This is a genomic window from Bradyrhizobium sp. CCGUVB14, assembly GCF_024199935.1.
Lineage (GTDB): Bacteria > Pseudomonadota > Alphaproteobacteria > Rhizobiales > Xanthobacteraceae > Bradyrhizobium.
Genome location: NZ_JANADS010000001.1, coordinates 7,666,922 through 7,692,003, shown reverse-complemented (window position 1 = coordinate 7,692,003; position 25,082 = coordinate 7,666,922). Strand labels below are relative to the sequence as shown.

The window sequence follows — 25,082 nt, the reverse complement described above, 5'->3', positions numbered from 1 at the left end:
GCTACCCGCGAGTCCGGAATCGCACAATCGTAGGGTGGGCAAAGCGGAGCGTGCCCACGATACCGAAGACGGGCACGGCGCTCACGCGCCTTTGCCCACCCTACGATAGCTTGCTCCGCGGCGAGGCCCTACCGCTTCTTCTTTTCTTTCGGTGCCGGAGCCGGCGCGGGTCTGCGCGGGGCGACTGGGCGCTGCGCGGCCGGCAGGCGCTGCTGCAGGCCGGGCTGGCGTGGCGCGGCGCCTTGTTGCGGCTGGGCGGCCGGCGGTGTGCCGGGCTGCAACCCGGTGCGCGGCGTTTGCGGCGTGGTCCCGTTCGGTTGCGCCGGCGCGGCGCTGCCCGGCTGAGGCGCGACCGCACCAGGCGGTTGCGGAGATTGTCCGCCGCGCTGTGGCTGCGTCGGCCGCGTGCCGCCGGGTTGCGTGCCTTGTCCGGTGCGCGGCTGACCCGTGCCCTGCGGCTGTCCTGTGCCTTGCTGCTGACCCTGGCCCGCGCGCGGCGCGCCCGGCTGCGCGGCGCCGCCCTGTCCTTGGCGCTGCGGCTGCTGCGTACCCTGGCGGTTCGGCGCACCCGGCTGCTGCTGACCCGGACGGTTGTTCTGACCCGGCTGGCCGTTCTGCGGCTGCTGGTTCGGCGCCGTGTTCGGACGCAATTGCTGTTGCTGCGGCGGCTGCGCCGGTCGCGGAATGCGGCTGACCGCGGCCGGATTGGCGCGGCGGAAGTCGCGCTGCTCGGTGACGATCTGGCGGCCGGTGGTCTGCGCCGCATGCACCTGGGTGACGAAGCCGCGGTCGCGCGCAATCTGCTGCGGCGGGATCGTGATCGGCACCGCGGCAAAGCGCATGCCGCCCGGGCCGGCCGCACCCGGCCGGATCGCAAAGCCGCTCGAGGCCTGCGTCAGCGCGCCGAGCCGCGTGCCGCTGGCGCGGTCGTTGACGTCGATATGGCCGACGCGCCCGTCGGCGTCGGGATAGAGCTTGATGTTGACGTTGTTCGCGTTGTTCGCGGTCGCGTTCTCGGGCACGTCGACGACGCCGGTGGTGCCGCGAATGCCGAGCGTCGCGGTCGGCGTTGCTATCTTCATGTCGCCGGTCTTCGCCACCGCCGCCGCGACGAACGCAACCGTGCCCTTGCCGATGTCGAAGATCGCCGAGTTCTGCTTGCCGCCGTCCTCATAGACGTAATTGTCGATGGTGATCTTGGAGCTGGCGGAGAGGTTGAACGTGGTGGCGTCGTTGAAGGTGATGCCGAGCGACGAGTTCGAGGAGGTCTGCACGACGTCGTTGAGATAGATGTCGTCGCGCACTTTCAGCGGATAGGAGTTCTTGTCGCGGATCACGGTCGCGATCCCCGTCACCGTCGCGACGTTGCCGATCGGCTCCACGGCGGTGGCTTGCGCATCGGCGGCAGGCGCCGGCGAGGCCGATGGGGTCGGGGAGGGCGCGGGCGTCGGTTGTGCCTGCGGCTGCGCTTGTGTCTGTGGCTGCGCTTGCGCGAGCTCGATGGCGTCGGACGCGCATGCCCTGTCCGCGCCGGCCAGCGGCAGCGCCAGCAGCGGCAAAGTAAACACGACGCGGCGCCAAGCCACCATCAAAGCCACGAATGAGGTCCCGGTGAGAACACGAGGCGAGATCGGCCGATATCAGCCGGAGCCGGCTGAATGGCGGATGAACGTCTGTCGCACGGAACGGGAGAACGTTCAAACGCCACGTCCCGGTGTCAGGGACGTGGCGCCATCATAAGAACAGGAATGCTTGCCTGCGGGCGATGCTTCGGCCTCAGCTCACGCGCTTCCAGGTTTGACCGCCGCAGAACATGCCGCCGAAGGCGCAGCCCTGCACGCGCATCGCGTTCGGACCCTTCATCGCGATCGTCGAGTCGTAGTTCTTGCCGGAGTCGGGATCGTGGATGCGGCCGCTCCACTTGGCGCCATCGGGCTTCATGTTGATCAGGATCCGTTCGTTGGTCTTCTCGGCATAGCCGCAGAGATTGGCGCCGCACTGTTCGACGCGGACATTGCCCTTGTTCTCTTCGGTCGCCCACACGCCGACCGGCGTGTTCGCGGCCTGCACCGGCGCGACGGGAGCAGGGGCCGGAGCCGGCGCATAAGCGGGAGCAGCGGCAACCGGAGCAGGGGCTGCAACCGGCGCAGGCTGCGTGGTCGTGTCGACAGACGGCGCAGCGGCGACGGTCGTGGCCGGAGCGGCGGCGGCAACAGCGGGCGCGGCTGGCGCGGTGGCCTGCACCGGCGCGGGCGCCACGGGCTGCTGCTGCACCGGAGCCGGCGCGGGCTTTGCCGTCGTCGTCGCCGGCGTGGTGTCGTCATCGTCCTTGGAGCCGCCAAGGCCGTTGAGGTTGATGTTGTTCAGCTTGATCGGCTTGTTCGACAGGCCCGGCGCCACGATGGTGACGCAATCGAGCGAGGCGCAGTTGCGCGGCGTCTCGATGCGGACGCGCTGGCCTTCGATCTGGAACGAGATCGAGTTGCCGGCATGCGCGGCGGCGGTCGAAGCGAGGAAGAGCGCGGTGGCGGCGATGGTGAGCTTGTTCATGACAACCTCCGAAATGGCGTGGTCCCGATATGGACTGAAGTCGGTCGTGGACCGGATGTGGTTCGACCTTATGCCGGCGCCCTCCGGCCTTCTGTGATGAACCTCACGATGGCTCCCAGGGTGAGCCAGCGCACATTCGGACGCCCTTCATCCGCGTAACGTCGCCGTGACAGAGTGGGAGACATCGATGAAGCGGCTTGCGATTTTGCCTGGCACGTTGATCGCACTGACGGTGATCGCGCCTGCGGCGCAGGCCGGTTCCTACTCCTTCACGATCAGCGGCCATCGGTTCCATGTCGAGGCACCGCGCAACTGCCGATCCACGTCATGCGTTTCGGTGTCAAGCCGATCGCTGCGAACGACGGACGATGTCGCCACCACATCCGCCCCGCCGCCTGCGCCTGCACCCGCGGTCCAGGCGCCACAGCCGGTCTATCCCGTTGCCTCAGTCAGGCCGGCGCAGGCGACGGTCGTCGCGCCGCCCGCCCCCGTGCTTGCCGCCACGACATCACAGCCCTTCGCGCCGCCGCCGGCGCCAAGACTTGAGGCGCCAAGACTCGAGACGCCAAGACCAGAGACGCTGAGCCCCAATCCGCCGCGGGTTGATCTGTTACGCCTGGATCCGCCGAAGACGATTCCCCTGCCGCAGCCGGAACCACCGGCCCCCAATCCGGATCCCACGCTCCAGCCGGCCACGACGATCGCACCGCGCAGCGACGACGAGCCGGCCTACATGCCGTTCGGCGAATGGGAGAGCGACGGCGCCAAAGGCACGGTCCGCATCGAACGTTGCGGCCCCGCGCTGTGCGGCTTCGCGCTGACCGAGGCGTCGACCCGGGGCGAGAGCGTGCTGGTCAACATGAAACCGAAAGCGCACGATGTCTGGGCCGGCAGCATCTACAGCCGCTCCAGCGGCAACACCTATTATGCGACGATGACGCTGAAGAGCTCCGGCAAGCTTTACGTCGAAGCCTGCGCGCTCGGCCATTTCTGGTGCTCCGGCAACGACTGGACACGCGTCGAGCCGCGGCCGGAGAAGCTGATCACGACCGCGCGCCAGTGGGGCGCGCGGTCGTAGGCAGCCTGGCTCCCCTGTCCAATTTGTAATCGTCCTGCACCGAACCTGCATCCCGCTTGCGCGCGACCGATGGCTGACGTCGCATGCAAGGAGATTGCACATGAAACGCCTCGCCATCATCGCTGCGCTGCTGATCGGCAGCGCGATCTCGGCTCACGCCGACACCGACATCTGGACCAATGTGCTGAAGCAGAAGCGCGGCGACGACGCGCTGAATGTCGACAGCTCATTCTGCGATGCGCAGCTCGGCGCGCCGCAGAACGGCACGGCGACGTCGGCCGCGTACAAGCGCTGCATGCGCGGGCGCGGCTGGCGCTTCAGCCACACCGTGCGCGTGAAGGACGATCGCTATCCCGATCCTGACGATCCCGGCATGATGTGCCGCGATTTCAAGATCGGCGGCATCACCGGATCGGACTGCTCGAATTTCTGAGCAGCGCAAAGCACCCGGCTGACAATCTGTCTCGGCCGGACGAGCTCTGCGATAAGATCGGCGGACGCTGCTAGATCATGCCGAGCACGATGGCGACGACAAAGGCCATGGCAACGTACGCGGTGATAACGCTCAGTCTCCCGACGAACGTCATGACGTTGCTCCCTGAGATCCCGCTTGGGATCGCGGACATCATGGTTAACAGAAACTGACCGTTGAAAAAAGCCAGCCTCTCTGTCGTTCATCTGCGGCCGCGGACGCGTCATGGTAAAGCAAAGCTGAAATCGACACGTTGAAGAGTCTTTAAGTAAATTCACCGAACGTGCCTGCATGACGCGCGGAGTTCGTTTGTATCTCGTCGGCTCCATCGTCCTTGTTTCGCTTGCGGGTTGCGGACGCGGCTTTTTCCAGGCCGAACGTGAACCGTGGCGGGCCGAGGCAGAAGCGGCGTGCCTGAAATCGGGCGCCGTGAAGGAGAGTGCCGACATCGTCCGGATCGACCCGATCTCCGGACCCGGCATGTGCGGCGCCGAGTTTCCGCTGAAGGTCGCCGCCATCGGCGATCCCTCCAGCAGCTACGGTTTCGCCGATGAGGAGCTGCGCCCGCCCGGCAATGTCGGCAATCAGCCGCGCTGGCCGGTGACGCAGCCGCAACCGAATTCCTATCCGCAACGGTCGAACTATCCCGAGAGCGCGGTGCGCCAGCCTGCCGGCTATGGCGCGTCCTCCGGACCGGTGTCGCTCAGCGCGCCCGGCGTGGCATCGCAGGAAGATGAGATCGATCTGCCGCCCGAGGGCACCGATGCCGCGGGCGCCGCGCGCTACATGAATGCGCCGAGCTATCCGGCGAGGCCGCCCGGCCCGGCGCCTTATTCGCAGGCGCCCATGCAACAGCCGCTGCCGCGGCTCGGTCCCGCGCAGGGCAATCCCGTCACCGCCGTCGGTCCCGTCGCGGTGAAGCCGACCGCGACGCTGGCCTGTCCCATCGTGTCGGAACTCGATCGCTGGTTTGCCGACACCGTGCAGCCTTCGGCGATGCGCTGGTTCGGTGCCCGCGTGGTCGAGATCAAGCAGATCTCCGCCTATTCCTGCCGCGGCATGAACGGCAATCCGCACGCTCATATCTCCGAGCACGCCTTCGGCAACGCGCTCGATGTCGCCGCCTTCGTGCTCGCCGATGGTCGCCGCATCACCGTGAAGGACGGCTGGCGCGGGATGCCGGAAGAGCAGGGGTTCTTGCGCGACGTCCAGTCGGGTGCGTGCGCGCATTTCACCACCGTGCTGGCGCCGGGCTCGAACGTCTATCACTACGATCACATTCACGTCGACCTGATGCGCCGCGCCAGCCGCCGTCTGATCTGCCAGCCAGCCGCGGTCTCCGGCGAAGAGGTTGCCGGGCGCGCACAGCGGCGCACGCCGTATGCGAGCAATCGCGATCCCTCCGTGACCGGCGCGCTCGGTGCGCACAAGAGCAAGCACGACAAGGTCAACGAGGAAGACGAGTTCTCGGACGACTAGCCACGCAAGATGGAAGAGGGCGGGGCGTAACGCGGCACCGCGCGCCACCGCCGCAGATCAGAACACGTCGATGGTCGGGAGGCGCGGCTCTGCGGTGATGCAGTCCCAGAGATAGATCGCCAGGCCGACGTCGCCGGTCCAGAGCGAATAGCGTCCGCGGCCGACGACGATCTTGGCGCCGCGATACTGGACAATGGCCGTCATGGCGAACTGGCGTGCGCGGTCGAGCCAGACCGGATCGTTTGTGCGGCGATAAAGTTTGAGGAATGCGTAGCCGTTCCCGCCGGTGCCGTGGCACAGGTTCGAACCCTTGGTCAGCGGTCCGGCGGCCCAGGTGAATCGGCCGGCATCGTGCAGAAGCTCGTCAAACTCAGGCGTCGCGAACGGCGCGTCGGCCAATGTCGTCGCCATGCCGGGGGCGCCGTGGCAGTGCTGGCACAAGGTCGGTGGCGTCTCGCGCTTGCTTCTCGCGCCCCAATTGGCTCCGAGCTCGGACGACCACGCATTCGCCGCCAGCGTCTGCGGCACGATTTCGGCGACCTGCGCCTGCTGTGCCGGTGTCAGCCAGTCCCATCCACGCAGCAACGGGATGATGTTGCCGGCGAAGCCATGCACGGGCCCGAGCCAGCGGTCCTTGGCGCCATAGAGATCCTGGGTCCAGAGCCGGCCTTGCGGCGTTTCCTCCAGATCATCCAGCAGCCGGGCCGCCTGCGCTTCGAACAGGCCGCGCCATCGCGGCTCCCGTGTCATCTCGGCCATGTGGACCGCAGCCAGCATGGATCCGGGCATGCCCCACATCAGTTCGCGGATCGGGAGCGCGCTGTTGGCTTCCGCGCGCTGATAGACGAGATCGGCAAGGCTTGGTGTGGGATCGAGGCGCATGGCGAGGAGTGCGGCCCCCATGTCGCCAAACAGCAGCGAGCCGTGCTTGGCGTAGCCGGCCGGCGAACTGCTCTCGAACCTGGCGGTTGTCCGTTCGAGAAGTTTTGGCAGGACCGCGCGAAAGTCCTTCGCGATGGGGCCGGCGCCGACACGATGCAAATAATCGAGCGCCCAGATGACGCCTGCCGCACCGAAATAGAAGCTGGGGTTGCCGTCTCCGGCCCCATCGTCGCCGGGGTGACCGGGCCAAAACGTCTCGGGATCGAAATCGGCGATGGCATCGGCCACGATGTCCGCAATCGCGGTGCGGGCGGCCGCCTCGCTCCAGGCGTCGTGCACAAGCGCGCGGTGGCGACCGAGGGCAATCATCATGATCTGCGTTTTGCGACGTCCGTCGCCGGCGCCAGCCCCATGCATTGCTGTACGTCGGCCGGGACATTGTAGGTCCGCATGATGTGACGGCTGTCGCGCAAGCCGGTTGCCTCGCGTTGCACCACGAACATCCAGAGCGCCTGGCCGGCTTCCATCACCAGCTTGCGCCTCGCCGGCTGCATCGCAGTCGGAATCTCGGGGACCGCATGCGCGGCGTCGAATTCGCGCAATTGCGCGAGCGCCTGCTCGAGCGTGCGGCCCATCCGTCCAAGCGCGGAGGCCTGTTCCTGGACGATCTCGTAATGGAGGATATCGACCGGCGGGCGAAGATCACGGGACATGGCGCTCAATATAATGCGGCGCCAACCGCATGCGCAACGCGTGGCCCGTCGCCGTTACTTCGCCTTGTACGCGGCGACGAACATCCGCGTCGCGCTGTCGATCACTTCCGTCATGCGCTGTTCTGTCGGCGGCGGCGCGGCCTGGAAGACGAAGGGCAGGAAAAGTGAAGCCTTGCACAGTTCCATGAACTGCGAGGCGGCCAGGTCGCAATCGTCAATCGCGAGATCACCGGGGGCGACATGGGCTTTGAGATAGTCGGACAACCGGCTGATGGTCTTTTCGAGCACGCAACCATAATAGCGGCGGCCGACGTCGGGCATGCGCTCGGCGATCGCCATCACGGTGCGGATCGCCGATCCGCCGCCGGGCCGGCAGAGCAGATGCAGATAGGCCTGGCCGAAATCCTTCAGCGTGGTCTCGGCATCGCGCGCGGGGTCGAAGTTGAACACGACCTGGCCATGAAACAGCGCCTCCTCCTCGAGGATGGCTTCGAACAGCGCGCTCTTGTCGGCGAAGTAAACGTAGAGCGTGCCCTTGGAGACGCCGGCCGCGCGCGCGATCTCGCCCATGCTGGCGCCGTCAAAACCCAGATCCATGAACACCTTACGGGCGCCGGCCAGGATCTGGCGGCGCTTGGAGCTGTCCTCCTCCTGGAGGACGCGCAGAGGTTCAGGGCTGGCTACAACCATTGGTTCAGCGTCTCGGAAGGTTTCTCGAATCGGGCTCGAAGCATGAAACCGAAATAAAGGATTCGGACCAGTAGGGTCCGCGCGGGAATATTAAGTATATTGACCGAACCGTTCGGTCAATGATATTTGGGATGGGCGAGCGGGAACGCGGCCGTGCGACGGCTGCCCCGGATCGCACTTTTATTGGGGAGGCCTTTATGGCCACATCGAGAGACCAGGCTGCGCGCGTCCTTCGCCAGGAAGCGGTGGAGACGACGACGCCGAACGGTGAAGCTGCGACCGGAACATCCGCAGTCCTCGCCGAGCAGTTGCGCTCTCATGTGGCCGAAGAAAGCAAGCGCCGCACCAGCGAAGTGCCGGAGAAGCCCGTGACCGACCAGCCGGCTCCGACATCCGCGCCCGCCGCTGCCGCGCCAAAATCCGGCAAGCGTAAATTCGTCATGATGGGCATCGGCCTCGTGCTGGCGCTCGCGGCGGCAAGCTATGCCGGCTACTACACGCTGGTCGGCCGCTTCTTCGTCTCCACCGACGACGCCTATGTCCGTGCCAACAACACCATGCTGGGCGCGCGCGTGGCCGGCCATATCTCCTCGATCCTGGCCGGTGACAACACGCTGGTGCATGCCGGCGACACCGTGCTGCGCATCGACGACGGCGACTACAAGATCGCCGTCGACGCGGCTGCGACCCGGATCGCGACCCAGCAGGCCACCATCGACCGCATCGGCCGCCAGATCGCGGCGCTCGACAGCCAGGTCGCACAGGCCAAGGCGCAGCTCGTCTCCGCCGAGGCCGGCCTCAAGCGCGCCGATCTCGACTATGAGCGCCAGCAGGCGCTGAGCAACAAGGGCTTTGCCTCGCGCGCGACCTTCGAAACCTCGGAAGCCGGTCGTGATCAGGGCGCCGCCGCGGTCAAGGCCGCACAGGCCGCCTACGACGTCGCGGTGAGCAATGTCGACGTCGCCAAGGCGCAGCAGGCCGAAGCCCAGGCGCAACTCGCCGAGCTCAAGACCACGCTCGCCAAGGCCGAGCGCGATCTCGCCTTCACCGCAGTGCGCGCGCCGGTCGATGGCATCTTCTCCAACCGTCTCGTCAACGCCGGCGACTTCGTCGCCGTCGGTCAGCGCCTCGGCAATGTCGTGCCGCTCGACGACGTCTATATCGACGCCAATTTCAAGGAAACGCAGCTCAAGCGCATCCGTCCCGGCCAGCCGGTGACGATCAAGGTCGATGCCTACGGCATGCGCAAGTTCTCCGGCGTCGTCGACAGCATCGCGGCGGGCTCCGGCTCGGTGTTCACGCTGCTGCCGCCGGACAACGCCACCGGCAACTTCACCAAGATCGTGCAGCGCGTGCCGGTCCGCATCCGCGTGCCGAAGGCGGTTGCCAGGCAGAACCTGCTCCGCGCCGGCATGTCGGTCTACGCGACGGTCGACACCAACAAGGGCGCCGCCGACGCCGACAGCGAGATCGATCTCGACGATCCCACCATGATCCATCCGCAGTAAGCGCGTCCGAGCGCTGCGAGGTCAGACCATGGCGAACGCCACGACTGCTTCACCTGCCATGATGGCATCAGCCGATTCGGAGCGCATCGCGCCGAAGCGGCTGATCGCCTTCATCATCATGGTGTTCGGGATGTTCATGTCGATCCTGGACATCCAGATCGTGTCGGCATCCCTCAGCGAAATCCAGGCCGGCCTGTCGGCGAGCTCGAGCGAGGTCTCCTGGGTCCAGACCGCCTATCTGATCGCCGAAGTGATCGCGATCCCGTTGTCGGGATTCCTGTCGCGCGCCTTCGGCACGCGGCTCCTGTTCGCGATCTCCGCGGCCGGCTTCACGATTTCGAGCCTGCTCTGCGGCTTCGCCACGACCATCGAGGAGATGATCGTCTGGCGCGCGCTCCAGGGCTTTCTCGGCGCCGGCATGATCCCGACGGTGTTCGCCTCGGCCTACACCGTGTTCCCGCGCACGAAATTCCACATCGTCGGTCCCATCATCGGGCTTGTGGCGACGCTGGCTCCCACGATCGGCCCGACGGTCGGCGGCTACATCACCGATCTGATGTCGTGGAACTGGCTGTTCTTCATCAACGTCGTCCCCGGCATCGGCATCACCCTGGGCGTGCTCGCGCTGGTCGATTTCGACGAGCCGCATTTCGAGCTGCTCGACCGCTTCGACTGGTGGGGGCTGATCTTCATGGCCGGCTTCCTCGGCACGCTGGAATATGTACTGGAGGAAGGTCCGCAATATGAATGGCTGCAGGACACGTCGGTGGCGATCTGCGCCTGGATCTGCGCCGTGTCGGCCATCGCCTTCTTCGTGCGCGTCTTCACGGCGGCCGAGCCGATCGTCAATCTGCGTGCCTTCTCCAACCGCAATTTCGCAGTCGGCTCCACGCTGCAATTCTGCATCGGCATCGGCCTCTACGGCCTGACCTACATCTATCCGCGCTATCTCGCCGAGGTGCGCGGCTACAGCGCGCTGATGATCGGCGAGACCATGTTCGTCTCGGGCATCACCATGTTCCTGGTCGCCCCGCTGGTCGGCCGGCTGATGGCGAGCCTCGACATGCGCTACATGATCGCGTTCGGCTTGATCGTGTTCGCGATCGGCTCCTACCAGATGACCTGGATCACGCGCGACTTCGATTTCTACGAGCTCCTGATCCCGCAGATCCTGCGCGGCGTCGGCATGATGTTCGCGATGGTGCCGACCAACAACATCGCGCTCGGCACGCTGCCACCCGACAAGGTGAAGAACGCGAGCGGCCTGTTCAATCTGATGCGCAATCTCGGCGGTGCGGTCGGGCTCGCCGTCATCAACACCGTGCTCAACGATCGCGCCGACCTGCACATCACGCGTCTGCAGGAGCGCGTGACCTGGGGCAATGCCACCGCGACCGAGACCCTGACCCTGCTTCAGCAGAAATTCCAGGGGCTCGGAGACTCGACGCTGATGGCGATGAAGCAGCTCAGCCAGATCGTGCACCGCCAGGCCGTGGTGATGAGCTTTGGCGACGCGTTCTTCATCCTGACCTTGTTCTATCTGAGCCTCAGCCTCCTGGTCACGTTGCTGAACAAGCCGGTTTCGCCGTTCGGCGCCGGCGGCGACGCGCACTGACGGTCACACACGCGATGTCGTCGCCGGGCCTTATGCGCAATTGCGCATAAAGCCCGGGCGACCGCGCACCAAAATGCAACACTCGTGCGTGATCTCGCGCGGGGCCCGTTGCAAAACGCGAATCACACATCTATAAAGCGCACCTCATTCAATCGAACCGGGGAGAGATTTGCATGATTTCGTCGCATTCGCAGATCGCGTTTCCGCGCTCGATGATGGTCTGGCTCGGTACCGTTTCGGCCTGCTAGAGGCCGCTTCCGCCAGCTTCGATTGGGCCAGGGTTTTGCCCAAACGCCCCGATCGCTCCGCTTCCCAAGTCAAATTCAGTTTTAAGTGACGCCGTCTCGGCCCTCGCGGCCGGCCCGCGTCCATCGATGGAGCCGGCCCGCGGCAAAGCGGCCGGATGACGCCATGACCTCTCTGTCAAAAAAGCCCGCGGCGATCCGCGTGGTGTTGCCCTTCGTGTTCCGGCACTGGCTGAACCAGCCGGGGCGCACGCTCGCCATTGCCGTCGGTCTGCTGGGGGCGACCGTTGCCGACCTGTTCATGCCGGTGTTTTCAGGACATCTGGTCGACGCGCTGACCCGCGGCCCGTCCGATCCTGACGCCCGCCACGCCGCGCTGGTGGCGCTGGGCGGCATCGTGGTGCTGGGCGCGGCCTCGATGGTGCTGCGCCTGACCGGCCTGCAGGTGATCGTGCCGTTCACGCTGAAGATCATGTCTGATGTGGCGCAGGACGCATTTCTGCGCGTGCAGCGCTTCTCAACCGACTGGCACGCCAACTCCTTCGCGGGCTCGACCGTGCGCAAGATCACGCGCGGCATGTGGGCGCTCGATCTGCTGAACGACACCATCCTGCTGGCGTTGCTGCCGTCGCTGGCCGTCCTGATCGGATCGATGGTCCTGCTCGGCGTGCATTGGGCCTCGCTCGGCGCCGTGATCGCGCTCGGCGCGGCGGCCTATGTCACGATGACGGTGCTGTTCTCGACGCGCTACATCGCGCCGGCCGCGCGCGTGTCCAACGCCTGGGACACCAAGGTCGGCGGCACGCTGGCGGATGCGCTGACATGCAATGCGGTGGTGAAGTCCTTTGGCGCCGAGTCGCGCGAGGATGCGCGGCTCGCCCGCGTCATCAAGCGTTGGCGCACGCGCGTGCGTCGCACCTGGTTCCGCTACAACTACACCGCCATGGCGCAGCTTTCGCTGCTGCTATGCCTGCGTGCGTCGGTGATCGGCGGCTCCGTGCTGCTGTGGATGTACGGGCATGCCTCGCCGGGCGACGTCACTTATGTGTTGACGAGCTACTACGTCATTCACGCCTATTTGCGTGACGTCGGCATGCACATCAACAACCTCCAGCGCTCGGTCAACGACATGGAGGAGCTGGTGGCGATCCATGACGAGCCGATCGGCATCGCCGATGCCGCTGACGCACGGCCGATCGCGATCGAAGGCGGCGAGATCGTGTTCGACGACGTCACGTTCCTTTATGGCGGCCATCGCGCGCCGCTGTACGACGGGCTGTCGGTCAGGATCCGTGCCGGCGAGCGTGTCGGCCTGGTCGGTCGCTCCGGCTCCGGCAAGACGACGTTCGTCAAGCTGGTGCAGCGGCTCTACGACGTCACCGGCGGTCGTGTGCTGATCGACGGGCAGGACATCGCGCTGGCCACGCAGCAATCGCTGCGCAGCCAGATCGCGATCGTGCAGCAGGACCCGATCCTGTTTCATCGTTCGCTCGCCGAGAACATCGCCTATGGCCGGCCCGGTGCCAGCCTCGAGGCGATCGAGCAGGCGGCGCGGCTGGCGAATGCGCACGACTTCATCCTGCGCCTGCCGAAGGGCTACGGCACGCTGGTCGGCGAGCGCGGCGTGAAACTGTCGGGCGGCGAACGGCAGCGCGTGGCGCTGGCGCGCGCCTTCCTGGCCGATGCGCCGGTGCTGATCCTGGACGAGGCGACCTCGAGCCTCGATTCGGAATCGGAGGCGCTGATCCAGCAGGCGATGGAGCGGCTGATGAAAGGCCGCACCTCGATCGTGATCGCACACCGGCTGTCGACGGTGCGCAGCCTCGACCGCATCCTGGTGTTCGACCGCGGCGAGATCGCCGAGCAGGGCACGCATGCCACGCTCGCGGGCAAGCCTGGCGGAATCTATCGCAGCCTGTTCGAGCGCCAGGTGGTGGAGCTCGGGCATATCGCAGCGGCTGAGTGAGGCGCGGCGGCGGGGCGCAAGCCCTGCCGTCACGTCGCCAAAGACTGGAATGAAATCCGTCAAGGGTGGAATGAAATGAAGGACCTGACGCGCGGCTCCATCGTAAGCCACATCCTGAGCATGGCGCCACCGATCGTGGTCGGCATGATGACGATCATGATCTGCCAGCTTGTCGACCTGTATTTCGTGTCCGGGCTCGGCGATGCCGCGGTTGCGGGCGTCGCCGCAGCCGGCAACGCCGGCTTCCTCGTCAACGGACTGATGCAGATGCTCGGTGTCGGCACGGTGGCGCTGGTCTCGCATGCCGTGGGCCGCAAGGATCGCGACGACGCCAATCTCGTGTTCAACCAGGCGATCGTGCTGTCGGCGCTGTTCGGGCTGTTGACGCTGCTCGGCGGCTTTGCGCTCGCGCGCCCTTACATGCGCGCGATTGCCGTCGATGAGGCCACCATCAATGCCGGCACCACCTATTTCCTCTGGTTCATGCCGGCGCTGGCGCTGCAATTCATCACGCAGGTGATGGGGGCGGGGCTACGGGCCACCGGCATCGTGCGGCCGAGCATGCTGGTGCAGGTGCTTGCGGTCATCATCAATATCGCGCTGGCGCCGGTCCTGATCACGGGCTGGGGCACCGGATACGCGCTCGGCGTCGCCGGCGCGGGCCTGGCAAGCACGATCGCCGTCTTCATCGGCGTGCTGATGCTGCTGTATTATTTTCGCAGGCTGGAGCGCTATGTCGCCTTCCATCCTGCGCAATGGCGTCCGCAACTGCGGCAGTGGAAGAGGATCCTCAATGTCGGCCTGCCCGCGGGCGGCGAGTTCGTGATGATCTTCATCTTCATGGCGGCGATCTACTACGTGCTGCGCGATCTCGGTCCAGCGGCCCAGGCGGGCTTTGGCATCGGGACGCGTGTCGTGGGCTTGATCCAGATGCCGGCCCTTGCCGTCTCGCTCGCGGCAGGGCCGATCGTCGGCCAGAATTTCGGCGCGGGCAATTACGAGCGGGTGCGGGAGACCTTCGTCAGGGCGGCGCTGATCGCGACATTCGTGATGATCGCGCTGACGATCTTCGTGCAGCTCAAGCCCGGATTGCTGCTCGCCGGATTCTCGAATGATCCGGAGACGATGGGGGTCGCGTTGCTGTTTCTGAAGATGATCTCGCTGAACATGGTGGCGCAGGGGTTGATCTTCACCTGCTCCAGCATGTTCCAGGGCCTCGGCAACACCAAGCCGGTGTTGTGGAGCTCGGCGACGCGCGTCATCACCTATTCCTTGCCGGCGATCTGGCTTTCGACGCAGCCCGGTTTTCGGATCGAGTATGTCTGGTACCTGTCGAACGCCGCGACGACGCTGCAGGCCGTGCAGAGCCTGTGGCTGCTGCGCCGCGAGTTCAGGAAGCGCCTGGTGCCGCGGCAGCAGGCGGATGCGCTAAGGCAGGCGACGTCCGAGCCGGTTGCGCCTCCGGTGAGCGAGCCCGCGTAGCGAGGGCCCCACGCTTGTCGCCCACCCGCGGCTCCGGCTAGTTTGCCGGGCCGTGGGATGGCGCGAACCTGCAAGGGATGGAAATGACCGGAGTGTCGAACGAGCTGGGGCGAGCGTCCGTGCTTTCCGAGATCTGGGCCGCGCGCTACCGCACGCCGGCCCGTTTCGTCGCGCTGGTCGCGCTGTTGCTGCCGTGGACGACGACCGGCGTGACCTTTGCGCTGATCCCCTGGCTGATCGCCTTCGCTTTCGTCGATTTGCGTGAGTTTCCGCGTTCGCTGCTGCGCCCGGTTTGCCTGCTGCCGATCGCGCTGGTGATTCTCGCGCTGGTCGGAACGCTCTGGTCGGATGCACCCTGGCCGGACAGGCTGCACGCAGTCGGACCGGCATTGAAGCTTCTCGCGATCCCGCTTTTGATCTACCAGTTCGAGCGTTGGCCCTACGGCAATTGGGTGTTTTCCGCGTTCCTGGCATCTTGCGCGTTGCTGATGGTTTATTCCTTCGCCGTCGCGATCGATCCCGCCCTGTCGCTGAAACTCTATCTGTCGCGCGGACCCTACAAGGTCGAGAGCGGGATTGCGGTGCGCAACTATATCGACCAGAGCCAGGAGTTCGGGCTCTGCGTGATCGCGCTGGTCTATCCGATCGTGACGCTGTTTCGTGACGGCCGCGCCCGCAGCGCGATATTGCTTGCGATGTTGTTGCTCGGCTTTCTCCTCAACATGATGTTCGTCGTGGTCTCGCGGACGGCGCTGGTGACGCTGCCGATCCTGGTCGTCGTGTTTGCACTGCTGCATCTGCGCTGGCGTACGGCTCTGCTCGCCGCGAGCGGGATGGCGCTGGTTGCGGTCGCTCTCTGGTCCGTCTCGCCGCATCTGCGTGCGACGGTCGCGAAATTCCAGGGCGACTATGAGATGAGCACGCAGGACAAGAAGGTCAGCGGCATGGGCTCGCGCCTGGAATTTTGGCGGAAATCGCTGGGGTTCATCGCGGATGCGCCGCTGATCGGTCATGGCACCGGCTCGATTCGCGAACTGTTCGCGGGTGTGGCCGCGGACGAGGACGTCGATCCGCTGCGCGGGCAGATCGTCAGCAATCCGCACAATCAGACCCTGAGCGTTGCCGTGCAGTGGGGCGTGGCGGGCGTTCTGGTCCTCTATGCGCTCTGGTTTGCGCATCTGCTGATGTTCCGCGGCGAGGGGCTGGCCTGCTGGATCGGCCTTTTGGTCGTCGTGCAGAACATGCTGTCCTCGCTGCTCAACACCCATCTGTTCGACTTCGCGCCGGGCTGGATCTATGTGCTCGGCGTCGGTGTCGCCGGCGGCATGGCGCTGGCGAAGCAGTCGAAGATGGACGTCAGAGCGAGCTGATGCTGTTCCAGACCAGGGTGGCGCCCGACAGGAACAAGAGGCCAAGCACGACATCGCCAAAGTGCTTGTCGCTGAGCGCGTGATAGACGCGCGCGCCGGCCCATGCGCCGATCAGCGTGCCCGGGAATGCGACCATCGTGAGCCAGACCACCTTGAACGCGACCAGGCCCGAGGCCGTCTTCACCATCAGCGCGGTCGCGAGCACCGTGAAATTGAACAGCTGGAAGATGCCGCGCCGCTCGTGCTTGTTCCAGCCGCGGATGTTGGCCCACAGGATCGGCAACGGCCCGGACAGGCCGGCGAGCCCGCCCAGAATGCCGCCGGCAAATCCGATCGCGCCGTCGGCGATGCGGCCGCCGAAGGTGACGGCGAGCGGCCTCTTGTTGAGATAGAGGGCCGTCGAGAAGATCAGGATCAGCACGCCGACGCTCAGCTTGAACACTTTCGGATCGGCGGAGGCGATCAAGGTGGTGCCGATCGGAACGCCGATCAATCCGCCGATCAGGAACGGCCACACCAGCGAGAGATCAAAACTCTTCCACATCGAGGGCAGCGTCGAGGTCTGCGCGATCACCGAACAGATCAGCACCAGGGGCACCGCAAGCGAGGGCGGCAGCACGTAGAGCCAGATGCCGAGCGCCATCAGCGCGGTGCCGAATCCCGCCAGCCCCGAGACGAAGCCGCCAGCCAGCGCGCCGAACAGGAGCAGCGCGTAAGTGAGCGTTTCCACCGATGAATCCCTGCCATGACCGGCGACCCGGAAGCCGTGATCGCCTGATGGCGCTTAGCACAGATGCGGCGCGAGAGGTCAATTTCAAAGCCGCAGGCCCGCGCAATTGCCTGGTTCGCTAGACGATCTGCCTGACGTCGGCTGGCTTGTGCAGCGCGCCGACGAGGATGCGCAGTGCCTCGGTCAATTCCGATCTGTTGCGCGCCGCGCCGAGTGAGACGCGCGCCGCATGCGGCGAGGTTCCGTCGACGGTGAAGGCATCGCCGGCAACGATCGCGAGCCCATTTCGCAAGAGATGCGCGGCGACGTCCGGCCGTCCCTCCGGCAGGTGCAGCCACAAATGATGTGCGGCGGGCTTCGCCTGGAACTGAAAACCTTTCAACGCGCGCTGTGCCAATTGCTGGCGGCCGACCGCTTCGTTGCGGATCGCGGTGATGATGCGGTCGGCGACACCGGTCTCGAGCCAGTGCGTCACCAGCGCGACCATCAGCGGCGCCGGCATCTGCACGGTCGCCTGGAGATGGCCGCGCATCTGAAGCTGCGCACCGCCGTCGGGCGGCAGCAGATAAGCCACGCGCAGCGCCGGCGCGATGCATTTCGACAGCGTGGTCGCCAGATATGTCCGCTCCGGGATGAGATTGGCGATCGGCGATGCCGAGCGATCGAGCAGCCCGTAGGCATCGTCCTCGATCAGCATCGTATCGGCGTCGCGGACGATCTTGGCGATCGCGCCGCGCCGCTCGGCGGAGAGCGTCGCCGTGGTCGGGTTGTGCAGCGTCGGAATGAGATAGACGGCCTTCGGCCTGTGCGTGCGGCAGGCCTTCGCCAGCGCATCGGGCAGCACGCCGCCGTCATCCATGGCGACGCCGACGAGCCTGACGCCGAGCTGTGCTGCGACGGCCTTGATGCCGGGGAAGGTGATGGCTTCCGTCAGCACGACATCGCCCGGTCGTGCGAGATGGGCGAGCAGGTTGAACAGGATCGTCTGTGCGCCCGGAAAGATCACGAGCTTGTCGGCATGCGCATGCGGAACGCGCGTGCGCATCCAGCGCGCGGCGACCTCGCGCTCATGGGCGCTGCCGCCGGGCGGCTGGTAATTCAGGAATGCGGTGAGGCCCGATTGCGCGCGAATGGCCTCGAGCCCCGCGATGATGCGCTCGTCGAGCTGCGCTTCGAGCGGATGCGGCGGCACGTTCATCGAGAGGTCGATCGCGACGGGATGCGGCAGGTCGACCGCGCGGCGCGCGCTGGTCTCCGACACGAACGATCCCTGGCCGACGCGGGCCTCCATGATGCCGCGGCGCCGCGCCTCGGTGTAGGCGCGCGTCACCGTGGTCAGGTCGATGCCGAGCGCTTTTGCGAGCGCACGCTGCGTCGGCAGTTGCTGGCCCCGCACCAGCCGGCCGGCGGCGATGTCGGCCTCCATGGCCTCGACGATGCGCTGGTAGCGCGGCCCGCTCAGCTCCGAGATTGTAGGAGTCCAATCCATGCAATTTAGGCCCATATCCTTTGAATGTATGGATGCAAGATATTATTGTATGGATCAGCAAAACGGAAGAGGTGTCGTCATGGCGACCGGTTCGATCTCTCTGGCAAAGGCGATGTGGCGCGGGTTTCGCGGCAAGTGCCCGAACTGCGGCGAGGGGCACATGTTCGGCCGCTTCCTCAAGGTGGCCGACGCTTGCGATCATTGCGGCGAGGAGCTGTTCCACCAGCGCGCCGATGATTTTCCGGCCTATCTGGTGATGGTCGTGGTCGGCCATCTCGTGGTGCCGGCGATCCTCGCGGTCGAGACCGCCTACGCGCCGCCGGTCTGGCTGCAATTGGCGGTGTGGTTGCCGGTGACGCTGTTTGCCTCGCTGGCGCTGCTGCAGCCGACCAAGGGCGCCATCGTCGGGCTGCAATGGCAGATCGGCATGCACGGCTTCGAGGCGAGCAAGCTGCGGCGCGAAGCTTCTCAGCTTGCGCCCGTGCTGGTGAAGGCGCCGCGCGCGGCTTGATGCCCCGCGGCGTTTACATCGCGCCGCTCCCCGCTACACTCCATCGTATCAAACAAGAACGATGGAAACGCCGATGGCCGCACGCGCAAGAACCTTCCTGCTCTGTCATGGCGCGTGGTCCGGCGGGTGGGCCTGGAAGAAGATGCACCCGCTGATGGCGCAGGCCGGTCACCGCCTGGTCGCGCCGACCTACACCGGGCTCGGCGAGCGATCGCATCTCGCAAGTCCCGAGATCGATCTCGAGACGCATATCCAGGACATCCTCAACGTCATCAAGTTCGAGGACCTCAGCGACATCGTGCTGCTCGGTCACAGCTATGGCGGCATGGTCGCCACCGGCGTTGCCGATCGCGCGCGTGAGCGCGTGACGCAATTGATCTATCTCGATGCCTTCGTACCGCGCGATGGCCAGTCATTGTTTGATCTCAACGAGACCGGGCGAGAGCCGATGCGCAAGGCGGCGGCCGCGGCCGACGGCTACCGCATTCCGCCCAACCCGCCGCCGCCGGATACGCCGCAGGCCGATCTCGACTGGCTCAATGCGCGCCGTATCAACATGCCGCTCAAATGCTTCGAGACGAAGCTGAAGCTCGGTCACGGCGAACCCGCGATGCCGCGCAGCTACATCTACTGCAAGCGCATTCCGCCGGGCGATGTGTTCGGGCAATTCGCCAAGCGAACCAAGAGCGAGGAGGGCTGGCGTTATTTCGAGCTCGATGCGAGCCATGCGCCGAACGTGACGGCGCCGGAAGCGCTGATGGGCGTGTTGCGGGAGATCGTTGAGTAACAGGCCAAGATGCGATGCAGTCGACCGATGAACGGCCAAGCCTTCCTTATTTCGATCCCGAATTTTGCAGGAAGGTGATCCAATGCGCTGCCGCGAGTTGCGTGGTGTGGCTTGTCGCGGCCGTGCTGATTCTTGGCCTGGTCGATCCGAGCAACGGTCGATGTCCGGGTTGGATCATCTACAGCACCAATGGGCAGGCGTCTTCGCTGTGGCTCTTCGTTGGGCTGTTCGCTGCGCTACCCACAATCTGGATTTGTTATAACGCGATATGGTGGGACCGCTTTGTGACGAAAGTCTATGAGAGTGCGAAGGGCACTTATAGGCCATTCCCAAACGCAGCGCCCAAGCTTCGCGAGCGGTATCAACCCGATCCGCTCATCTTTCCCTACAATTTTACGTTCGTCGTAGTGAGCGTTGGCTGGAGTTTCTTTTGTACAATTCCGCTTTGGGTGATGCTCTCCCACTGCATGAGCTTGCCTCACTATTTCGGATACAATTAGGCATCATCCTGAGTTCCCCGGCCCAAAATTGGTGAGGGGTCCGATGCGTCGGCATCGGACCCCTCGTTGCTTCCTAGTTAAGACGCGCTTTCTTGACGCGAGCCGGAACTCCACTTCGCTCGAAAGCGCTTTAGTATATCAGCCGGCCTGTAAGCCGGGTTCTGTAGGGCACCGCCCGCTTGCGCAGACGGTACGTGACGGCCATTCCTCTGGGACCATGTTTGCACATGGCCTCGAGCAACCTACCCGGACGGCGGGCCTGACATCGCCCCGCGGCGTTATCGCTTTCGCGAACAGCCCGCTACGCCGTCCCTATTCGGTTTTGCTCCCGGTGGGGTTTACCATGCCGGCTCCGTTGCCGGACCCGCGGTGCGCTCTTACCGCACCTTTTCACCCTTACTTCCTCCGAGGAGGGAGCGGTTCGTTCTCTGTGGCACTTTCCCTGGGGTCGCCCCCGCCGGACGTTATCCGGCACCGCATGTCAAGGGAGCCCGGACTTTCCTCCCCGGCGGCCTTTCGGCACTTGCCGGAGCGGCCGTCCGGCCGACTGACGGCCTAGGCAATGGGCATTTGTGACGGTTTCGTCAAGCGGAGATCGTCGCGCACGCGGCGGTGTAAATAATTTATCCTGAACATGTCGTTGGGCGCGGACCCCGTTCGACTGGGTGCCGGCGATCCCGCCAGCAACAGGAGTTGAGCGATGCAGTATCTGCTGCTGATCTACCGGAACGAGGCGCAACAGGGCCAGATGGCGCCCGCCGATTACCAGAAGCTGCTGGCGGAGTATTCCGCCTACACCCAGTCGATCGTCCAGAGCGGCCATTTCAAGGCAGGCGACGGACTGCAGCCGACCAAGACGGCGACCACCGTGCGCGTTCGCGACGGCAAGACGCTGGCGACCGATGGTCCCTTCGCGGAGACCCGCGAGCAGCTCGGCGGCTATTATCTCGTCGAGGCCAGGGATCTCGACGCCGCGATCGAGCTCGCGGCACGGATTCCCGGCGCCCGGGAAGGGTCGATCGAAGTTCGGCCGGTCATGATCTACAAATGATCTCGAAAATAATCTCGCGATGATGTCGTTTGGTGCCGGCCCCGTTCGACTGGTGTCGGTCATCCCCCAAACAACAGGAGTTGAGCGATGCAATATCTGCTGCTGATCTACCGGAACGAAAACTACATGACCGACATGAGCGCCACCGACCGTCAGAAGCTCGCGGGAGAATACGGCGCCTACACGCAGTCGATCATCCAGAGCGGCCATTTCAAGGCCGGCGATGGACTGCAGCCGACGACGACGGCGACCACGGTGCGCGTGCGCGACGGCAAGACCTTGACCACCGACGGTCCGTTCGCGGAAACGCGCGAGCAGCTCGGCGGCTACTATCTGGTCGAAGCCAAGGACCTCGACGACGCCGTTGCGCTCGCCGCGCGCATCCCCGAGGCCAAGCGCGGATCGATCGAGGTCAGGCCGGTCATGATCTACAAGTGATCGCACCAGCCGACATCGACAGGATCTTCCGCGACGAGGCGGGGCGGGCGCTCGCCACCCTGATCCGCCTCGTCGGTGATTTCGACCTGGCCGAGGATGCGCTCCAGGACGCGTTCGCGGTCGCGCTGGAGCGCTGGGCGGCGGGCGAGCTGCCCGGCAATCCACGCGCCTGGCTGGTCAATGTCGGCCGCAACAAGGCGATCGACCGTGTGCGTCGCCAGGCCGCCTTCCGCGGCAAGCGGCAGGCGCTCCTGCACGAGCTCGAGCTCAACGCGGACACGCCGGCCGAACCCACGGCGATGCTCGACGACGATATGCTGCGGTTGATCTTTACCTGCTGCCATCCGGCGTTCGCGCCGGAAGTGCGGGTCGCGCTGACGCTGCGCACGGTCTGCGGCCTCTCCACCGCGCAGGTCGCGCGCGCCTTCCTCGTCGGTGAGGACGCGATGGCGCAGCGCCTCGTGCGCGCCAAGCAGAAGATCAGGCTCGCCGGCATTCCCTATGAAGTGCCCGAGCGCGATGCGCTGGCACCGCGGCTCGACGGCGTGCTCGCCGTCATCTATCTCGTCTTCACCGAGGGCTATGTCGCAACCTCCGGCGCCGACCTGATGCGGCCCGACCTTGCGGTCGAGGCGATCAGGCTCGGCCGTTTGCTCGACCGGCTGATGCCCGAGCGCGCGGGGATCAAAGGATTGCTGGCGCTGATGCTGCTGCACGATGCGCGCCGGGCCGGTCGCGAGACCGCGGCCGGCGACATCGTTCTGCTGGAAGAGCAGGACCGCTCGCTCTGGGATCGCGCGCAGATCGAGGAGGGGCTGCGTCTCGTCGATGACGCGCTGCGCGTGCCGGGTCGGCCGCAGCCTTATGCGGTGCAGGCCGCGATCGCCGCGCTGCATGCCCGCGCGCCGAGCTTTGAGGCGACCGATTGGCCGCAGATCGCCGGGCTCTACGAAGTGCTGCTGCGCATCAGCCCGTCTCCGGTGATCGAGCTCAACCATGCCGCCGCGATCTCGATGGTCGACGGCCCGGCGCGCGCGCTCGATCTCGTCGACGCGATCACCGCGCGCGGCGGGCTGGACGGCTATGAGATGTTGCCGGCGGTGCGTGCCGATCTGTTGCGACGGCTCGGCCGCAAGGATGACGCGCGCGAGGCCTACCGTGTCGCGACCGAGGCGACGCAGCTCGCGCCGTTGCGGCGGCTCTATGCGCGGCGCGTGCGGGAGCTCGACTAGATGCCGAGCGCGCTCTGATAGGCGAACAGCGCAGGCGCGCCGCCGGTGTGCAGGAAGATGACATCCTCGTCGTTGCGCCAACGCCCCTGGCGGATCATCGCAATCAGGCCGGCGAGCCCCTTGCCCGAATAGACGGGGTCGAGCACGAGTGCCTCCGTTTGCCCTGCAAGCCGGATCGCTTCGATCGTTGCCTCGTGCGGCACGCCATAGGCCGGTCCGGCGTGACCGGCGACCACTTCGACCGTGGACTCGTCGAAGCCGACCTCCAGTAAATCCGCGGCTTGCCGCGCGAGGGCCACTACATCGGAGCGCACCCGCGCGGGCTCGGCGTCGATATCGATCCCGACGATTTGCGTGTCCGGCATCGCCGCCGCCGCGCCGACGACGAGGCCGGCCTGCGTGCCGGCGCTGCCGGTGCAATGCACGATCGCGGCCGGCTTGAAGCCCGACCGCGCCGCCTGCCGCACGATTTCAGAAATCGTGGTGGCATAGGCGACAGCGCCGAGCGCATTCGAGACGCCGTAGGGCACGAAATAGGGCCTGCGCCCCTTCGCCTGGAGATCGTCGACGAGCGTGCGGATGGCCGCGTTGCGGTCGCCGGTCCAGGGCACGTCGTGCAGCTGCGCGCCGAACAGCCGATTGAGAAAGGCGTTGCCCGAGGTCTCGTATTCCGGCGTCGGCGGCGCGAGCCGGCCGTGATAGACGGCGAGATGACAGGCGAGCCCAAGCTTTGCAGCAACCGCTGCGACCTGCCGCTGGCTGTTCGATTGCACGACGCCGCCAGAGACGATCGTATCGGCACCCTTTGAGACGGCATCGTGCAGGACGTAGTCGAGCTTGCGCAGCTTGTTGCCGCCGAAGCCGAGCCCGGTGGCGTCGTCACGCTTGATCCACAGTCGTGGCCCGCCGAGATGGGCCGTCAGCCGCTTCATCGGTTCGAGCGGCGTGGGAAGATCGGCCAACCCCAGGCGAGGAAAGGCTGCTAATCGCTCAGTCAGTGGCTTGCGATCGATCTGCATCGTATCGTTCGTCCTGCTTGCGTCTGATCGCGGGACAATAGCCCGACGCACGCAATCGCAGCGACGATTGCGTGATCACATTCGAGCGAACAGCGGACCATTTTTTATCGAGGCGTCACTTCGACGCGACGGCAGTCCCGTCCGCAGGCAAGCTCGCCAGCAGCGCCTGCAAGGTCGACAGCGTCGAGTGATCGGCAACACCATCCAGTCGCGCCGGGCGGAAGTGGCGCTGGAATGCCGTGATGACTTCCATCGTCGCTGCGTCGTATTTGCCGGTCAGCGGCACGCCATAGCCATAGCGCGCCAGCGCCTGCTGCAGGCTCAGCACCTCGTCGCTGATGGTGCCGAGCATCAGCGTTTCACCGCGCACGATCGGCGCCGGCGTCACCCAATGACCGACGCCGGAATTGGCCAGCGAATGCCAGGGAAATTTTTCGCCGGGATCCTTCTTGCGCGCGGGCGCAACGTCGGAATGACCGAGCACGCGTTGCGGAGTCACCTTGCGGCGAAGCATGATGCCACGGCACAGCGCGATCACGGCGGCGATCTGGCGCAGCGGATATTCCGGATAGCCCCAATCGTGGCCGCGATTGATGATCTCGATCCCGATCGAGCAGGAATTGATATCGTCCTCACCGGCCCAGGACGAGACGCCGGCGTGCCAGGCGCGCCGCGCTTCGGGGACGCACTGCACGATGCGGCCGTCTTCGAGCACGACATAGTGCGCCGACACCTCGGTGCCCGCCGTGCACAGTCGCGCCAGCGCGCCCTCGACGTCGGGCATGCCGGTGTAGTGCAGCAGGATCATGTCGGGCTGCCGTCCCTTGTTGCGCTCGCCGTGATTGGGCGAGGGGATGATGTCGGAGACGGTCGACGAATCCGGCTCGAACGTCCGCATGTTCGCCGCGGCCTTGGGAACCGGGAGAACGCGCTGACGCTTCGAATCAGTTCCAGATGGCGTGGACGGACCGGACGACATAACCAACTCGGGTCGGACAGGATAATGGGCCAAGCCCTTCTCTTTACTATTTCTTTACTGTCCGGTCCGCGCAATCACGCGATGCGGTTAACGGGTGCATTTTGGCGCATGTGTGTGGATGACGCATCACCGATGGGTCGCCTTTTCGACTTGTAATGAGCCGATCAACGCTTTCTTAACGCTAAGGGCCGTTACTGAGGGGTGAAGAGCCGACCCGCGTCCGGAGGCGGCCAGAAGCGATTTTGGCTCGAAATCCCATGGCTGCCCGACATATTCCACTGGGATCACCGGGCTTG

Annotated in this window: 23 protein-coding genes and 1 other RNA gene; 14 read left to right on the top strand and 10 right to left on the bottom strand. The window is 65.6% G+C overall.

Annotated elements, in window-relative coordinates:
• Positions 1–128: 128 nt before the first annotated feature.
• Both NLM32_RS35870 and NLM32_RS35865 read right to left on the bottom strand, forming a co-directional pair.
• Positions 129–1,589: a FecR domain-containing protein gene (locus NLM32_RS35870; RefSeq protein ID WP_254135503.1), complete on the bottom strand. Its 1,461-nt coding sequence runs from the start codon at positions 1,587–1,589 to the stop codon at positions 129–131.
• Between the two features lie 187 nt (positions 1,590–1,776).
• A complete protein-coding gene (locus NLM32_RS35865; protein WP_254133417.1) occupies positions 1,777–2,550 on the bottom strand; it encodes a DUF2147 domain-containing protein in 774 nt (257 codons plus the stop codon).
• Positions 2,551–2,737: 187 nt separating this feature from the next.
• Between NLM32_RS35865 and NLM32_RS35860 the strand changes: the two genes are divergently transcribed.
• The 3 genes from NLM32_RS35860 (at position 2,738) to NLM32_RS35850 (ending at position 5,579) form a co-directional block, all read left to right on the top strand.
• Positions 2,738–3,628: a DUF2147 domain-containing protein gene (locus tag NLM32_RS35860; protein ID WP_254133416.1), complete on the top strand. Its 891-nt coding sequence runs from the start codon at positions 2,738–2,740 to the stop codon at positions 3,626–3,628.
• Positions 3,629–3,728: 100 nt separating this feature from the next.
• A complete protein-coding gene (locus tag NLM32_RS35855) occupies positions 3,729–4,061 on the top strand; it encodes a hypothetical protein (RefSeq protein ID WP_254133415.1) in 333 nt (110 codons plus the stop codon).
• A 330-nt stretch (positions 4,062–4,391) separates the two neighbouring features.
• Positions 4,392–5,579, top strand: coding sequence for an extensin family protein (locus NLM32_RS35850; RefSeq protein ID WP_254133414.1), 1,188 nt, complete (start codon positions 4,392–4,394; stop codon positions 5,577–5,579).
• Positions 5,580–5,636: 57 nt separating this feature from the next.
• On the opposite strand, the gene NLM32_RS35845 is transcribed toward NLM32_RS35850, so the two are convergent.
• The 3 genes from NLM32_RS35845 to NLM32_RS35835 are packed head-to-tail and all read right to left on the bottom strand — an operon-like array spanning position 5,637 to position 7,864.
• Complete coding sequence (locus NLM32_RS35845) at positions 5,637–6,833, bottom strand: LanC-like protein (RefSeq protein ID WP_254133413.1); 1,197 nt, start codon at positions 6,831–6,833, stop codon at positions 5,637–5,639.
• Positions 6,830–7,174 (bottom strand): DUF6665 family protein, encoded by a 345-nt coding sequence (locus NLM32_RS35840; protein WP_254133412.1) that lies wholly within the window; start codon positions 7,172–7,174, stop codon positions 6,830–6,832. Before NLM32_RS35840 ends, NLM32_RS35845 begins: the two co-directional genes overlap by 4 nt.
• Before the next feature lie 54 nt (positions 7,175–7,228).
• A complete protein-coding gene (locus NLM32_RS35835; RefSeq protein ID WP_254133411.1) occupies positions 7,229–7,864 on the bottom strand; it encodes a TetR/AcrR family transcriptional regulator in 636 nt (211 codons plus the stop codon).
• 197 nt (positions 7,865–8,061) lie between these two features.
• On the opposite strand from NLM32_RS35835, the gene NLM32_RS35830 reads away from it, so the two are divergent.
• The 5 genes from NLM32_RS35830 (at position 8,062) to NLM32_RS35810 (ending at position 16,050) form a co-directional block, all read left to right on the top strand.
• The gene (locus NLM32_RS35830; RefSeq protein ID WP_254133410.1) at positions 8,062–9,372 is read left to right on the top strand and encodes an HlyD family secretion protein; all 1,311 of its coding nucleotides are present in this window, start codon (positions 8,062–8,064) and stop codon (positions 9,370–9,372) included.
• A gap of 28 nt (positions 9,373–9,400) precedes the next feature.
• Positions 9,401–10,987: a DHA2 family efflux MFS transporter permease subunit gene (locus NLM32_RS35825; protein WP_254133409.1), complete on the top strand. Its 1,587-nt coding sequence runs from the start codon at positions 9,401–9,403 to the stop codon at positions 10,985–10,987.
• A gap of 411 nt (positions 10,988–11,398) precedes the next feature.
• Positions 11,399–13,198, top strand: coding sequence for an ABC transporter ATP-binding protein (locus NLM32_RS35820; RefSeq protein ID WP_254133408.1), 1,800 nt, complete (start codon positions 11,399–11,401; stop codon positions 13,196–13,198).
• A gap of 75 nt (positions 13,199–13,273) precedes the next feature.
• A complete protein-coding gene (locus tag NLM32_RS35815) occupies positions 13,274–14,680 on the top strand; it encodes an MATE family efflux transporter (RefSeq protein ID WP_254133407.1) in 1,407 nt (468 codons plus the stop codon).
• An 83-nt stretch (positions 14,681–14,763) separates the two neighbouring features.
• Positions 14,764–16,050, top strand: coding sequence for an O-antigen ligase (locus NLM32_RS35810; RefSeq protein WP_254133406.1), 1,287 nt, complete (start codon positions 14,764–14,766; stop codon positions 16,048–16,050).
• Here the strand turns inward: NLM32_RS35810 and NLM32_RS35805 are convergent.
• Both NLM32_RS35805 and NLM32_RS35800 read right to left on the bottom strand, forming a co-directional pair.
• Complete coding sequence (locus tag NLM32_RS35805) at positions 16,037–16,780, bottom strand: TSUP family transporter (RefSeq protein WP_254133405.1); 744 nt, start codon at positions 16,778–16,780, stop codon at positions 16,037–16,039. The two genes, NLM32_RS35810 and NLM32_RS35805, sit on opposite strands and share 14 nt — an antisense overlap.
• Before the next feature lie 118 nt (positions 16,781–16,898).
• The gene (locus NLM32_RS35800) at positions 16,899–18,269 is read right to left on the bottom strand and encodes a PLP-dependent aminotransferase family protein (protein WP_254133404.1); all 1,371 of its coding nucleotides are present in this window, start codon (positions 18,267–18,269) and stop codon (positions 16,899–16,901) included.
• A 79-nt stretch (positions 18,270–18,348) separates the two neighbouring features.
• On the opposite strand from NLM32_RS35800, the gene NLM32_RS35795 reads away from it, so the two are divergent.
• From NLM32_RS35795 to NLM32_RS35785, 3 genes are all read left to right on the top strand, one after another.
• Complete coding sequence (locus tag NLM32_RS35795; protein WP_254133403.1) at positions 18,349–18,780, top strand: DUF983 domain-containing protein; 432 nt, start codon at positions 18,349–18,351, stop codon at positions 18,778–18,780.
• Between the two features lie 73 nt (positions 18,781–18,853).
• A complete protein-coding gene (locus tag NLM32_RS35790; protein WP_254133402.1) occupies positions 18,854–19,567 on the top strand; it encodes an alpha/beta fold hydrolase in 714 nt (237 codons plus the stop codon).
• 14 nt (positions 19,568–19,581) lie between these two features.
• Complete coding sequence (locus NLM32_RS35785) at positions 19,582–20,067, top strand: hypothetical protein (RefSeq protein ID WP_254133401.1); 486 nt, start codon at positions 19,582–19,584, stop codon at positions 20,065–20,067.
• 134 nt (positions 20,068–20,201) lie between these two features.
• Here the strand turns inward: NLM32_RS35785 and rnpB are convergent.
• Positions 20,202–20,618: RNase P RNA component class A (gene rnpB, locus NLM32_RS35780), an RNA gene on the bottom strand.
• A gap of 149 nt (positions 20,619–20,767) precedes the next feature.
• On the opposite strand from rnpB, the gene NLM32_RS35775 reads away from it, so the two are divergent.
• The 3 genes from NLM32_RS35775 to NLM32_RS35765 all read left to right on the top strand — a co-directional run bounded on the left by NLM32_RS35775 (position 20,768) and on the right by NLM32_RS35765 (position 22,788).
• The gene (locus NLM32_RS35775) at positions 20,768–21,118 is read left to right on the top strand and encodes a YciI family protein (RefSeq protein WP_254133400.1); all 351 of its coding nucleotides are present in this window, start codon (positions 20,768–20,770) and stop codon (positions 21,116–21,118) included.
• Positions 21,119–21,205: 87 nt separating this feature from the next.
• On the top strand, positions 21,206–21,556 hold the full coding sequence (locus tag NLM32_RS35770) for a YciI family protein (protein WP_254133399.1): 351 nt from the start codon (positions 21,206–21,208) through the stop codon (positions 21,554–21,556).
• Positions 21,556–22,788: an RNA polymerase sigma factor gene (locus NLM32_RS35765; RefSeq protein ID WP_254135502.1), complete on the top strand. Its 1,233-nt coding sequence runs from the start codon at positions 21,556–21,558 to the stop codon at positions 22,786–22,788. The genes NLM32_RS35770 and NLM32_RS35765 overlap by 1 nt, the downstream gene beginning before the upstream one ends.
• Here NLM32_RS35765 and NLM32_RS35760 read toward each other — a convergent pair.
• Both NLM32_RS35760 and NLM32_RS35755 read right to left on the bottom strand, forming a co-directional pair.
• Positions 22,785–23,807, bottom strand: coding sequence for a D-cysteine desulfhydrase family protein (locus NLM32_RS35760; RefSeq protein ID WP_254133398.1), 1,023 nt, complete (start codon positions 23,805–23,807; stop codon positions 22,785–22,787). The two genes, NLM32_RS35765 and NLM32_RS35760, sit on opposite strands and share 4 nt — an antisense overlap.
• Before the next feature lie 115 nt (positions 23,808–23,922).
• Positions 23,923–24,705 (bottom strand): N-acetylmuramoyl-L-alanine amidase, encoded by a 783-nt coding sequence (locus NLM32_RS35755; RefSeq protein WP_254133397.1) that lies wholly within the window; start codon positions 24,703–24,705, stop codon positions 23,923–23,925.
• Positions 24,706–25,082 lie beyond the last annotated feature (377 nt).